The 12877-nt window shown below is 36.0% G+C and carries 10 protein-coding genes and 1 tRNA gene; 2 read left to right on the top strand and 9 right to left on the bottom strand.

All coding sequences use genetic code 11. The features are described from left to right. Positions 1–86: 86 nt before the first annotated feature. The 7 genes from carB to rpsO form a co-directional block, all read right to left on the bottom strand. Complete coding sequence (gene carB, locus AACL18_RS07415; RefSeq protein WP_339050323.1) at positions 87–3281, bottom strand: carbamoyl-phosphate synthase (glutamine-hydrolyzing) large subunit; 3195 nt, start codon at positions 3279–3281, stop codon at positions 87–89. Positions 3282–3287: 6 nt separating this feature from the next. Continuing rightward, positions 3288–4340: a glutamine-hydrolyzing carbamoyl-phosphate synthase small subunit gene (gene carA / locus AACL18_RS07420; protein ID WP_339050324.1), complete on the bottom strand. Its 1053-nt coding sequence runs from the start codon at positions 4338–4340 to the stop codon at positions 3288–3290. Further along, positions 4337–5416, bottom strand: a complete 1080-nt coding sequence (locus tag AACL18_RS07425) for a hypothetical protein (protein ID WP_339050326.1) — start codon at positions 5414–5416, stop codon at positions 4337–4339. Before AACL18_RS07425 ends, carA begins: the two co-directional genes overlap by 4 nt. 646 nt (positions 5417–6062) lie before the next feature. Beyond that, positions 6063–6147, bottom strand: a tRNA-Leu gene (locus AACL18_RS07430). Positions 6148–6171: 24 nt separating this feature from the next. Then, a complete protein-coding gene (locus tag AACL18_RS07435) occupies positions 6172–6558 on the bottom strand; it encodes a rhodanese-like domain-containing protein (RefSeq protein WP_339051645.1) in 387 nt (128 codons plus the stop codon). Continuing rightward, entirely contained in the window at positions 6558–8675 is a 2118-nt protein-coding gene (gene pnp, locus AACL18_RS07440) for a polyribonucleotide nucleotidyltransferase (protein WP_339051646.1), read from the bottom strand. The genes AACL18_RS07435 and pnp overlap by 1 nt, the downstream gene beginning before the upstream one ends. Before the next feature lie 104 nt (positions 8676–8779). Then, entirely contained in the window at positions 8780–9037 is a 258-nt protein-coding gene (gene rpsO / locus AACL18_RS07445; RefSeq protein ID WP_339050327.1) for a 30S ribosomal protein S15, read from the bottom strand. Positions 9038–9503: 466 nt separating this feature from the next. Here rpsO and AACL18_RS07450 point away from each other — a divergent pair, with 466 nt between their 5' ends. Together AACL18_RS07450 and nth are read left to right on the top strand one after the other, a co-directional pair. Further along, positions 9504–10154 carry a S24 family peptidase gene (locus AACL18_RS07450; protein ID WP_339050328.1) on the top strand — a complete coding sequence of 217 codons (651 nt, stop codon included), beginning with the start codon at positions 9504–9506 and terminating at the stop codon, positions 10152–10154. A 162-nt stretch (positions 10155–10316) separates the two neighbouring features. Then, positions 10317–10976: an endonuclease III gene (gene nth, locus AACL18_RS07455; protein ID WP_339050330.1), complete on the top strand. Its 660-nt coding sequence runs from the start codon at positions 10317–10319 to the stop codon at positions 10974–10976. Between the two features lie 27 nt (positions 10977–11003). On the opposite strand, the gene hemC is transcribed toward nth, so the two are convergent. Then, complete coding sequence (hemC, locus tag AACL18_RS07460; RefSeq protein WP_339050331.1) at positions 11004–11945, bottom strand: hydroxymethylbilane synthase; 942 nt, start codon at positions 11943–11945, stop codon at positions 11004–11006. Positions 11946–11960: 15 nt separating this feature from the next. Beyond that, a complete protein-coding gene (locus AACL18_RS07465) occupies positions 11961–12854 on the bottom strand; it encodes an acyltransferase (RefSeq protein ID WP_339050332.1) in 894 nt (297 codons plus the stop codon). Positions 12855–12877 lie beyond the last annotated feature (23 nt).

Here is a 12877-nt window from a genome sequence, read left to right on the forward strand (position 1 = left end):
TTAGTTAACTATAAATATTTACATAATCTAGCAAATAGGGACTACGAGTTACACGGTAAACGGGCAAAATTCAAGTGAGAAGAGTATCATTTATTCATTTTTTTTATTACCAAACTTTGCCAAGATTCTACAGGCAATTCCTTGCTCCATAAACTTACTAAACATTGTAAAATTATCAGTGCGTTCTGAGCATTAGTAATTAAAGGAATATGATGATCAATAGCTAAACGCCGAATTAAAAACCCATCTGTTTGCTGCAAGCCCGTCATTGAACTTGGTATATTAATAATTGCTGCTATCTTACGTTGTGTTATTAAATCTCTTATATTTGGTTTTTTAGCTTCACTAGTTTTGTTAACAAAGTAGGACGCTATACCCTGCTGAGATAAAAACTGGTGAGTTCCTTCAGTGCTATAAATAAGCCAACCTTGATCATCAAGTTGTTTGACCCAAGGTAAAAGCTTAACCTTATGGTTATCTGCAATACTTAATAACAATTTTTTTTCTGTGATATTTTGATCGGTTGCCAACCATGCTTTATAAAAAGCCTCCACCAAATCCTCTGCAATGCATGCCACTTCACCCGTAGATGCCATTTCAACTTGAGCTACAGGATTGGAACCTTTTAAACGACTGTAAGAAAATTGTGCTGCTTTGACACCCACATAATCAAGCTCTAAAGTTTCATAATGTTTTGCTTGGTGCTTATTCAGCATCACTTCGGTTGCTATCTGAATGAAATTATGGCCTGTTACTTTAGAAACAAACGGAAAAGAACGTGATGCTCGCAAATTACATTCAATAACCTGAATATCATTATTTTTAGCAATAAATTGAATATTGAACGGTCCAGTGATGTGTAAAGCCTTTACAATTTTACGCGCTATGCTTTTAGTACGACGTATGGTTTCTAAATATAATTTCTGTGGTGGTAACACAACTGTCGCATCTCCAGAATGGACACCTGCATTCTCGATATGTTCTGAAATAGCCTCAATGACAATATCACCCTGTTTAGCAACTCCGTCTATTTCTAATTCTTTTGCTTCTTGAACAAATTTAGATATTACCACGGGATGCTCTTGCGAAACACGAGCAGCCGCTTGTAAATGCTGGTCTAAAGACTCAGGATTAAAAACCACATTCATCGCAGAACCAGACAAAATATAAGAAGGCCTAATTAATACTGGATACCCTACTTTGGCTGCAAAAGTTTTTGCTTTACTCAAACTAGTAATTCTTTCCCAAGCAGGTTGGTCTATATTAAGTGTATTTAGTAGGGCAGAAAATTTTTCTCGATTTTCAGCATAATCAATAAACGTCGGATCCGTACCCAGTAAATGATAACCTTCTTTAGCTAAAGGGACAGCTAAATTATTAGCAATCTGTCCTCCGACTGAAACAATAATGCCCTTTGCTGATTCAAAATCCACAATATCTTGTACACGCTCAAAAGTAAGTTGTTCGAAATACAATCGATCTGATTCATCATAATCTGTAGAAACTGTTTCAGGATTCGAGTTAATAATAATGGCCGTTTCTTTTAATAGACGCAAAGTCTGCGCGGTATTAACCGCACACCAATCAAACTCGACAGATGATCCTATCGAGTAGGGACCTGAACCCAACACAATGATAGGTGGAAGCTTAGCAGGAGAAATATCATGTTCAACAGCATGGTAGCTTAGATAAAGATAATTTGTCTGTGCAGCAAACTCCCCAGCCAAAGTATCTATTTGTTTCACAAAAGGTATGATGCCATATTTTAGACGTAAAGTTCGTATTTGTTTTATTGACTTATTTTTTGTATTAGCAATAAAGCTATCGGAAAAACCCGCTTGTTTTAATTGACGTAATAGAATTTTATTCAATTTATGAAGATTTAACTGTTTTTCTAATTCTGTTAATTGATGAATTTGTGCCAAAAACCAAAAGTTAATCTGTGATAAGCGTTCAGCTTGCTTTACTGAACCCCCATTTTTAAAAAACTGATATAAGGCAAATAAACGTCTATCGGTAGCAAATTGTATTTCTTTGCGTGGATTATCAATTTCTTCTGGATAATCCATTAAACAAGTTGCTCCTTTATTTAACATCCCCACTGCTTTTTGCAATGCCTCTGGGAAAGAACGACCTATTGCCATCACTTCCCCCACACTTTTCATTTCAGTACCAATCGTTCTTTCAGCCGCTTTTAATTTATGTGTATCCCAACGTGGAATTTTTACTACGATATAATCCAATGCAGGTTCAAAATAAGCACTCGTCACCTGAGTGACACTATTTTTTATTTCATAGAGCTGGTAACCCAATGCTAATTTTGCAGCAATAAACGCTAATGGATAACCTGTTGCCTTAGACGCTAACGCACTGGAACGTGATAATCGCGCATTCATTTCTATAACTCGGTAGTCGCCATTTTTAGGGTTAATAGCAAATTGAATATTACATTCGCCGATAATGTTAAAATGCTCAGCAACTTGCAAAGCCATATTACGTAATAACTGGTGTTGCTCATTATTTAAGGTCTGTGCTGGTGCTACAACAATACTTTCTCCAGTATGGATGCCCATAGCATCCATATTTTCCATATTACAAATTGTTAATCTATTTCCCATTTGGTCACGGACAATTTCATACTCAAATTCCTTCCACCCAAATAAATATTCTTCTATTAAAATTTGTGGTGCTGTAGCTAAGCTTTCCTGGGCTCGCTGTTCAAGAATTTCTCGATGCGCAATTTTCCCAGAACCTAATCCTCCTAAGGAAAAACCTGAACGCAACATAATGGGATAACCGATCTTTTCTGCTGCTTTCAACGCTTCAGCAACTGTTTTGACTGCAAAACTAAGCGGTGTTTTAATTTTTATCTTTGCTAAAGCCGCTTTAAAAAGATCTCTGTCTTCTGTTTGGCGTATCGATTCAACGGATGTTCCTAATACTTCTACTTTATATTTTTTTAATATCCCTTTTTTTTCTAAATCTAAACCTAAATTAAGAGCAGTTTGTCCGCCGAAACCTAGTAAAATTCCATCTGGTTTTTCTTTAATGATAATCCGCTTCACCGTATCAAAATTTAATGGTTGTAAATAAATTTCATCGGCTAAATTTGCATCTGTTTGTATGGTAGCTATGTTCGGGTTTATTAATACCGAAGTAATTTTTTCTTCTTTTAGTGCTTTAATGGCCTGTGAACCGGAATAATCAAACTCGCCTGCTTGGCCTATTCGTAAACCACCCGAACCTAAAATCAGAATTTTCTTATATCGTTGTATTTTCATAATCTTTTATAACATGCGATAAAAACGTTCAAATAACCATTGTGTATCCATAGGCCCAGGTGCAGCCTCAGGATGAAATTGTACCGAAAAAAAAGGATCTTTCTTATGCTCAATTCCTGCAACTGTTCCATCATTTAAATTTCGAAATAATACTTGCCAATCTTTGGGAAGGGATTTTTCATTTACCGCATAACCATGATTTTGCGAAGTCAAATAACATCGTTTTGTCGGCAAATAAATACAGGGTTGATTTTGAGAACGATGACCAAAAATTAACTTATAGGTTTTAGCCCCAACAGCTAAAGCCATTAATTGTGTCCCTAAACAAATGCCGAAACAAGGCTTCTTTTTAGTTAAAGCCTTTCTTAAAATGGCTATCGTTTTTTTACATAATTGCGGATCACCCGGACCATTGGAAATAAAAACTCCATCATAGTCTTCCTGACTATAATCATAGTCATAAGGAACTCGTTTAATTTTTAGTGGGAATTTTAATAAACAACGTAAAATGTTTTCTTTTAAACCACAGTCTACAACAATTATTTTTTTTCTACCTTCACCATAATACAGCGGCTCAGTAATTGTTACTTGTTTTACCCAATCGATGGTTTCAAATTCAATAAAATCGCCATGCGGCTTATTTAATGAAGTAATTATACCCGGAGTTACTCCATTAACTCTTAAACAATGTGTTAAAGCCCGCGTGTCCAAACCCGTTATAAAAGGTATATTTTCAATTTCAAGCCAATTTACTAGTGACTGTTGGGCAGCATGATTTGAGTAAAATGACGCTATTTCAGAAATAATCACGCTTTTTACTTGAATTTTGTTAGATTCCCAAGTATTTGATGCAGAAACACCATAATTTCCTATCAAGGGATAGGTAAAACATAATATCTGCCCTGCATACGAAGGGTCTGTTAAAGATTCCACATAACCTAACATACCTGTATTGAATATAACTTCACCGGAAACTTCAGTTGTTTGGCTTGCTGGCATATATCCAACAAAGCTCTCACCTGTTTTTAATATTAATTTTGCTGATACCAATTTTTTCATGATCTCGTCTGTTGGTGAAATTGAGCAGCAAGATAAGGGTTCCACATCATACCTGTTGCAGAAAGGGCAATATCTGCGCCACTATTTAAAAATTGATTAAAATGTTCCGGAATAGTAATACCACCCATGCCCAAAATAACTAAATTTAATTTTTCAGTTTGATTAATTTGAACTAATTTATTAAGACATTGTAATGCTAATCGACGAATTGGATAACCTGAAACCCCACTATAAATTCTTTTTCCAAATGCAGGTTGATGATCTTTATTCAATACGCGCATACTGATGGAGTTGATAGCACTAATACCTCTTGCTCCGGCCTGTGCTGCAGAAATTAATAAATTTATAGGGGATTTATGCTCATGAATTAAGCCTAACTTTAATAAGATGGGGGTATCGGCTACACATTTCACAACCAAGGTTGTTATTTGCGATACATGTTCAATACTCCAATAAAGAGGTTCACCTGATTTCATTAAATTAGGACATGAAAAATTTAGCTCTATAACATCAGCCCCGGCCTCTTTAGCTATTAATGCGGCAGCGGCAAAATCTTGTGACATCGATTTCAGCGAATCACCTTCACCATAAACCGACACAATCAACACTTGACCTTCTACTAAAGAATTTTTTGCAAAAGCTATATCTTCCATAATCACTATCGGTTCCAAACAACCGTTACCAAAGGAATTACTAATTGCAATTTTGTCACTTATTTTTTCAGGTTTATTCTTGGTAAAAAGAACTTCTTTTAAATCAGCGTAATTAAATAATTTTTCACATTCGAGATGAACAATATTTGGCAAAGGATGAGTAGGGTAAGCTTGGCGTCGTATTGTTTTGTAGGTCAATACGTCAAAACCTAGTTGTGCTAATAATGCCACACCTTTACCAGTTGTTGCAGCACATGCAGCTGCACCAATTTTGGAGGCTAGTGAATAGCCTAATAAATTACTCCACTGTGTTCTGTCTGGCCAAACGCGAGTCGGTGGTTTTATTGAGGGGAAAGAGGAATTGCTGAAGTTTTCTTCGAAAGTTTTACTAATGTCATAGAGAGGCGATGAAACGCTCAACATGCGATATGGCTACAAATAATTTTGACTATTTAAACCGATTTTCCAAAAAATACCAAGTTTTTTATTGTCTTAATTAATATTTTTCTATACGCTTGCCTTACCCGCGTTTTATATAAATTAAAACACAGCATGAAAAACCATTCTGTTTTAAGTCTCCTTATCAGTATCAGTTTAATGATTTTTTCTTTACCATCACCATCGATAACTTTGAGTCTGAGGTAATAGCAGTATATCAAAACGTAGTCATACTCCTGTGAACAAATTAAAGATACTCTTTGCTGATTGTAACAAAGCTACAAGCCAACTAGACATGCATCTTTGTGCCGATAAAGATGCTACTACGGCTACTTTCAAATTAAAGCAAACATTACTTAATAAAAAACCACAATTGTTAATTTGCAAGTCTCAGCTCGAGGAAAAAATTGCGCAATGGAGAACACAGACAATGCTTGTGATAAGGCTACTGAGGACTATCGTGATGGTTCAATATGGCCTACTTTACAGCTAAATTGCATGACAAATGAAACAACCAAGATAAGAAATAAGCTTGACAATATAAATAATTGCAACGAGCTAAATAAGATTATACAGCCACTACAGATCGAACCAGGTTTTTATTCCCTTTGTGGAAAAGGATCTTGTTAATTGGTGCCGAGAAGAGGACTCGAACCTCCAAGGGTTGCCCCACAAGTACCTGAAACTTGCGTGTCTACCAATTTCACCACCTCGGCAAATCTCTCTTTCAAGACGCAACATTATTTGGTCATTTTGATAAGTGGATAACCTGCTTCTAGCCAAGCGCGGAGACCGCCTTGTAGAGAAGCAACTTGGCTATAACCCATTTTTTGAAGATTATCTGCCGCCAGGCAAGATCGAAAACCGCCGCTACAATAAACAACAATCTCTACTTCAAAATCTGGAATGTATTTCTCAATATCACGTTCAATAATACCCTTACTAAGAGGGATAGCATGAACAATAGACCCTTGCTGAAATTCATCGCGCTCACGTACATCAATTAAATAAAACCGGTGTTGACTGCTAATTTTTTTATTTAAATCAGCAACTGTCAACTCTTTTATTTTAGGTTTTATTTTATCAACTAATTTTATAAAAGCTGATCTATGTTGCTTTTGATTGATCACGAATGTATTTCGTTCTCCATTTCTGCTTCAATATCTTTCATGGTTAAACGAATGCGACCTTGTCTATCTATTTCTAGTACTTTGACTTTGACAATTTGGCCTTCGCTTAATACATCACTCACTTGTTCAACACGTTCTTTAGAAATTTGTGAAATATGCACTAAGCCATCACGACCGGGCAATACGTTAACAAAAGCACCAAAATCAGTCAGTTTAACAATTGCACCTTCATAAGTACGGCCCACTTCCACTTCCGCTGTTACTTTTTTAATACGTTCTATGGCATTTTGGCAAGCATGTAAATCAGATGTCGAGATTCGAACGACACCATCATCGCTAATGTCGATTAAGGTTCCTGTTTCTTCAGTAATCGCGCGAATTGTCGCTCCACCTTTTCCGATTAAATCACGTATTTTTTCAGGGTTTATCTTTAAAGTAGTTATACGCGGTGCATAAGGAGAGACTTCTATGCGTGGTTCAGCTAAAGTTTCTTGCATAATATTTAATATATGAAGACGACCCTCCTTGGCTTGATTTAATGCCACCTGCAAAATTTCTTCTGTAATACCATCAATTTTAATATCCATTTGTAATGCTGTGACGCCGTCTAGTGTACCTGCAACTTTAAAATCCATATCTCCTAAATGATCTTCATCACCTAAAATGTCGGTTAATACAGCAAACTGATCGCCTTCTTTTATTAGGCCCATTGCTATACCCGCTACATGTTTCTTTAAAGGTACGCCAGCATCCATTAGCGCTATACTTGCACCACAGACTGTTGCCATAGAGCTAGATCCATTTGATTCGGTAATTTCAGAAACAACACGTAATACATAAGGAAAATCGGATTCACTAGGTAATACAGCTCGCAAAGCACGTTTCGCTAAATTACCATGCCCAATTTCACGCCGTTTAGGACTTCCCATTTGGCCGGTTTCGCCCACGCTATAAGGAGGAAAGTTATAGTGAAGCATAAATGTTTCACGTCCTTCTCCATCTAAGGCTTCTATAGTTTGTGCATCTCTATCCGTACCTAAGGTAGTAACAACTAATGCTTGCGTCTCGCCTCTAGTAAATAAAGCCGAACCATGTGTACGTGGTAAAAATCCTGGCTGAATAGTAATAGGGCGAACTGTTATCTTATCACGTCCATCAATGCGGGTTTCGCCTGATAGAATACGACTACGTACTATTTTCTCTTCTAAATTTGCTAGAAATAACTGAATAGCTTTAGCGGAAATTCCTTTTTCTTCATCTGACCATTTCTCGATAATACTATTTCGTAAATTTTCTAATTTAGCTTTACGAATTAATTTCTCCGGAATTGTATAGGCCTCAGCATATAAAGCCTGTATAGCTTGCGTTATTTCTTGTTCCACAACTGCATCTAATTGAGATGTTGTAGTTTTTTGCGCATCCCAAGCGGGCTCACCTGCCTCTTCAGCAAGCTCTTTAATAGCTTGAATAACCCCTTGCATTTGTTGATGTCCAAACAAAATAGCATTCAACATAATTTCTTCAGTAAGCTCGGCGGCTTGAGATTCCACCATTAAGACGGCTTTGTCTGTTCCTGCAACTACTAAATCTAAATCTGATGTTTCTAGTTGCTTAAAGCTTGGGTTTAATAGGTATTGTCCCTCCGAATAACCGACTCTTGCTGCCGCAATCGGACCCTTAAAAGGTAAGCCTGATAAGCTTAAAGCTGCAGAAGCACCAATTAATGCAGGAATATCTGCGTTAATATCAGGATTTGAAGATAAAACAGTCGCAACAATTTGCACTTCATTATAAAACCCTTCAGGAAACAGGGGTCTTATTGGTCTATCAATTAAGCGCGATGTTAAAATTTCTTTTTCAGTAGGTCGTCCTTCCCGTTTAAAATAACCTCCTGGAATACGTCCGGCTGCATAGGAGCGTTCTTGATATTGAACAGTCAAGGGAAAAAAGTCTCTTTCTTCAGCTGCTTGCTGCTTATTACCTACAACGGTTACTAAAACGGTAGTACCATCCAAGCTCACAAGAACTGATGCTGTGGCTTGACGTGCAATTGCCCCAGTTTCTAGAATTATTTCCTGCGAACCAAACTGCACGACTTTCTTTATAGAATTAATTAACACGTTTACATTCCCTCAAAAAAAACAAATGGGCGAAAATTACCGCCCATTGGTACGAATAAAATGTCTTCAACGATTGGCTGAAGAATATGAACCAGGACTTAACCACGCAAGCCGAGTTGTTTAATGAGCGTTAAATACCCTTGTAAATTAACGCTTTTGAAATATTTTAATAATTTACGACGCAAAGCTACTTTCTTTAATAGACCTTGTCGTGAATGATTATCCTTCTTATGCACTTGAAAATGGCCATTTAGTTGTTCGATAGCCCCAGATAATAAAGCAATCTGAACCTCTGGGGATCCTGTATCACCCGGAGAACGTTGAAATTTAGCCAATATTTCATTTTTAGCTAGCATAAAACCTTTTACCTCTTATAAATGAACCCGCTATTCTATGCATAATACCTGCAACTGACAAGGATTATCTTCTTAAATTATGCTTCTAATAGTTAAATATCGATAAACCATCGTATCTTTAGGGATTACTTATAAATCGTAAGTAAAATACTTACTTTTACTCTTTTGAGCTCGTCCTTCCCTTAAGATTCAAACATTTTTTAACTATCTGTTCTTCATAACTTAAAGTTTTTTTAGAATCTAAATTTACAGCTGAAAATAAAAAATCTACATTGGTAATTATTTCGTATCGCAAAAAATTATAGCTTGTTTATTGAACGTTAAATTACATCATTATTTAGTATAAGTGCCGTGTCATGTTAGAATATCCACCCGCCGCTGACAGCTATTTTTACCTTGTTTGTCAGCGTTGGAAATTATCAGCATGGACAGGTAAAATTACCGCTAATTAATAAGTGAAAATGATATGAAAACTACTAGTAGCATGAGCAAAATTCTTAAAGGATTAATGGCTGAGTTAGGGATTAATGAATCGGAACTAGCACGACGCACCGGTGTAGGTCAACCTGTAGTACATCGAATTTGCTCAGGAGAAACTGATAATCCCAAAGTCGCCACTTTGAGTCCGATTGCCAATTTCTTTGCTATATCTATCAGCCAACTCATCGGTGATGAGCCCATATCAGCTGATCGCATTCCAGGCACTTTTAACCCTGACGCTCAAGGATGGCGTCAAATTCCATTGCTTACTTGGCCTCAAGTGTTACATTGGCCCAATTTTCCTGAAAAATTTGCCCCATTACCAACAATTTCTACTGATATCGACATAAGCCAGCATGCTTATGCTGTTGCCGCTAGAGATACCACCATGGAACCTCGCTTTCCAGAAGGAACTGTTCTTCTTATAGACCCCGATCTAAAACCTAATAGTCTTGATTTTGCGATTGTTCATATTGAAGGGCATGATTTACCCAATTTTAAACAAATTTTAATCGACGGTGGACATACCATCCTTAAACCTCTTAATACTGATTTCAAAACCTTACTATTAGATAAGCCTCATCGTTTTTTAGGTGTGATGGTTCAATCAAGAATGGATTTTAAAAAGAAAAAATAAATCCCTTTACTATAATAAAGAAACACGATGAACTATGGTTATTCTGGTGTATTACAGATTGTGTTATGGCTTAAAAAATATAACTTGCCGTCAATCTGTTTAACCCTTTAAAATCTTATTTTTTATACTAAATTTTATTAATTAATTTTAAAGCAATAAGTCATGAATCAGAAAAAACGTACAGCTATTTTTCAGCGTTTTCATGCTTACAATCCTCATCCAACGACAGAATTGATTTACTCCTCACCCTTTGAGCTTTTAATTGCCGTTATTCTTTCTGCTCAAGCAACAGATAAATCCGTTAATAAGGCAACACAAATTTTATTTGTTAAGGCCAACACACCAAAAAAAATAGCTGTGCTGGGATTAACTGGTTTAAAAAAATATATAAAGACAATTGGCTTATACAATACTAAAGCAAAAAATATCATAAAAACCTGTAAGATTTTATTGGAGCAATATCAAGGAAATGTCCCTAATAATCGTGAAGCACTGGAGAGTCTACCGGGTGTTGGGCGTAAAACTGCTAATGTCATATTAAATACTGTTTTTCATCAGCCAACCATTGCTGTTGATACGCATATTTTTAGAGTGTGCAATAGAACCGGTCTAGCGCGTGGAAAAACACCTTTAGCTGTTGAAAAAATGCTACTAAAAGTCGTTCCTAAAAAATATTTAAAAAACGCTCATCATTGGTTGGTGTTACATGGGCGTTATATTTGTTTAGCTCGTAAACCTAAATGTCCTGAATGTATTATTCAAGATCTTTGTGAATATCCTAACAAAACTGAACTTAAAGGATTAAAGTCTTGTAGACCCTAATGATGCGAATGCAATTTTTGCTCAGCTCTAAAAATTTATATTTAAAATTTCCTTTAGAATTTCTTCGGCACCAAGATTACGTAAACTTTGTGCCGCTAAAAGTCCGATTTTTTCCGCATCATCAATTGCTCCTTTCTTTTCGACTTTAATTAGTTTAGTACCATCTAGATTTCCAACTAAAGTTTGTAAACTCAATTGTCCCTGATCCAAAGAAGTCGCATAAGCGGCTATAGGTACTTGACAACTGCCTCCTAATTCTCGACTTAAAGCTCGCTCAGCTAATACACAATAATAAGAATCGAGGTGTGTCAATTTAGAAATATATCTCTTGCTTTCCTCATCATCTGATCGGCATTCGATCCCTAAAGCACCTTGGCCTGGCGCAGGTAAAAAGCAACTGGTCTCTAAATATTCACTAATTCGATCTGTTTTTTTCAAACGAATGAGCCCTGCGGCAGCTAAAATTATTGCGTCAAATTCGCCTGCAGTCAATTTGTCTAAGCGAGTTCCTACATTCCCCCTTAATACTTTCACTTGTAAATCAGGGCGCAAAGCCAATAATTGCGATTGGCGACGTAAACTTGAAGTGCCTATACAAGATCCGGATGATATTTGAGTTAAAGGTTGGCCAAATCTTGAAATTAACACATCGCGAGGATCTTCACGCTTGCAAATGGCTCCTAACACTAAACCCGCTTCTAAATCCATGGGCAGATCTTTCATAGAGTGAACGGCTATATCTGCCTGATGATTAATTAAAGCCGCTTCTAATTCTTTAACAAATAATCCTTTACCTCCCAATTTACTTAAAGAACTATTTTGCAGTCTATCTCCTTCTGTAAGCAAAGGAAGTAAGCTAATCGTTAAATATGGAAAAAGTTTTTGTAATTGTTCTTTAATTATATTGGCTTGCCAATAGGCCAAAGGACTCTTTCGAGTAGCGATGCATAAAAATTTTTTATTATTCAAAACTCACCTCAAATATTAAAAATTTTCCAGTTGAGTTTTGATAAGTTGATCTTTTTGTTCCCATAGTTCGTTGAGTTTTTTTTGAAAAGTTATTCGAAATTGACGATCGTTTTCATAATCGCCTAACCAGACTTCAGTAATTGGGATTGTTTCAACATCAACAATTATTTTTTTTATACTTCCTGATAAAAAATCTAATAAGCTAGTCTGATGAGGAGGATAAATAATTGTGACATTAAGAATTTTATGGAAAAAATCACCCAATAAGGTAAGGCTAAAAGCCATACCCGCTGCTTTAGGGCGCAATAAATACTGATAAGGGGAAGCTTGCAACTCATGTTTTTCCTTTGAAAATCGAGTACCCTCAACAAAATTAGCAACTGTAGTTGGTGTAGTCTTAAACTTTGTGCTAGCTTTTTTTGTTTCTTCAATATCCTTATTTTTAAGCTCTGGATGTTTGGTTAATTTGGCTTTGCTATATCGATGCATAAATGGAAAACCTAATAACCAACATGCCCAACTTGCTATTGGCAGAGTCCAAAGTAATTCCTTTTTAAGGAAAAATTTTAAAGGTGGAATTTTTCCGCTAAAAATATACTGTAAAATAAGTATATCTGCCCAAGATTGATGATTAGAAATGAGTAAATACCATTCTTTATAATGTAATTGATCTAGTCCTCTTATTTCCCATTTGATTGGAGTTATCCATTTTAAAAGAAAATAATTACTGCGTAACCAAACTACATGCAAAGATTCCATTAAATTTTTGGTTAGTCGGCGCCATTTTTTTAAGGGAATAATAAATCGCAGAAAACCTACGCTCGCTAAAGGGATAAACCAAACTGTAAGAACAATAAAATATAAAATCGTTGCGAGTCCTGCTCTTAAGTACTTATATAAATTATTCATAAATAGTTCGCATTCCGATAAGC

Origin of the sequence: Rickettsiella endosymbiont of Xylota segnis, assembly GCF_964019545.1 — a bacterium.
Classification (GTDB): Bacteria; Pseudomonadota; Gammaproteobacteria; order Diplorickettsiales; family Diplorickettsiaceae; genus Aquirickettsiella.

Coding starts and splice junctions, on each gene's coding strand:
- carB (WP_339050323.1), bottom strand. CDS start 3,281: ATGAAAATACAACGATATAAGAAAATTCTGATTTTAGGTTCGGGTGGT.
- carA (WP_339050324.1), bottom strand. CDS start 4,340: ATGAAAAAATTGGTATCAGCAAAATTAATATTAAAAACAGGTGAGAGC.
- AACL18_RS07425 (WP_339050326.1), bottom strand. CDS start 5,416: ATGTTGAGCGTTTCATCGCCTCTCTATGACATTAGTAAAACTTTCGAA.
- rpsO (WP_339050327.1), bottom strand. CDS start 9,037: ATGCTAGCTAAAAATGAAATATTGGCTAAATTTCAACGTTCTCCGGGT.
- AACL18_RS07450 (WP_339050328.1), top strand. CDS start 9,504: ATGAAAACTACTAGTAGCATGAGCAAAATTCTTAAAGGATTAATGGCT.
- nth (WP_339050330.1), top strand. CDS start 10,317: ATGAATCAGAAAAAACGTACAGCTATTTTTCAGCGTTTTCATGCTTAC.
- AACL18_RS07465 (WP_339050332.1), bottom strand. CDS start 12,854: ATGAATAATTTATATAAGTACTTAAGAGCAGGACTCGCAACGATTTTA.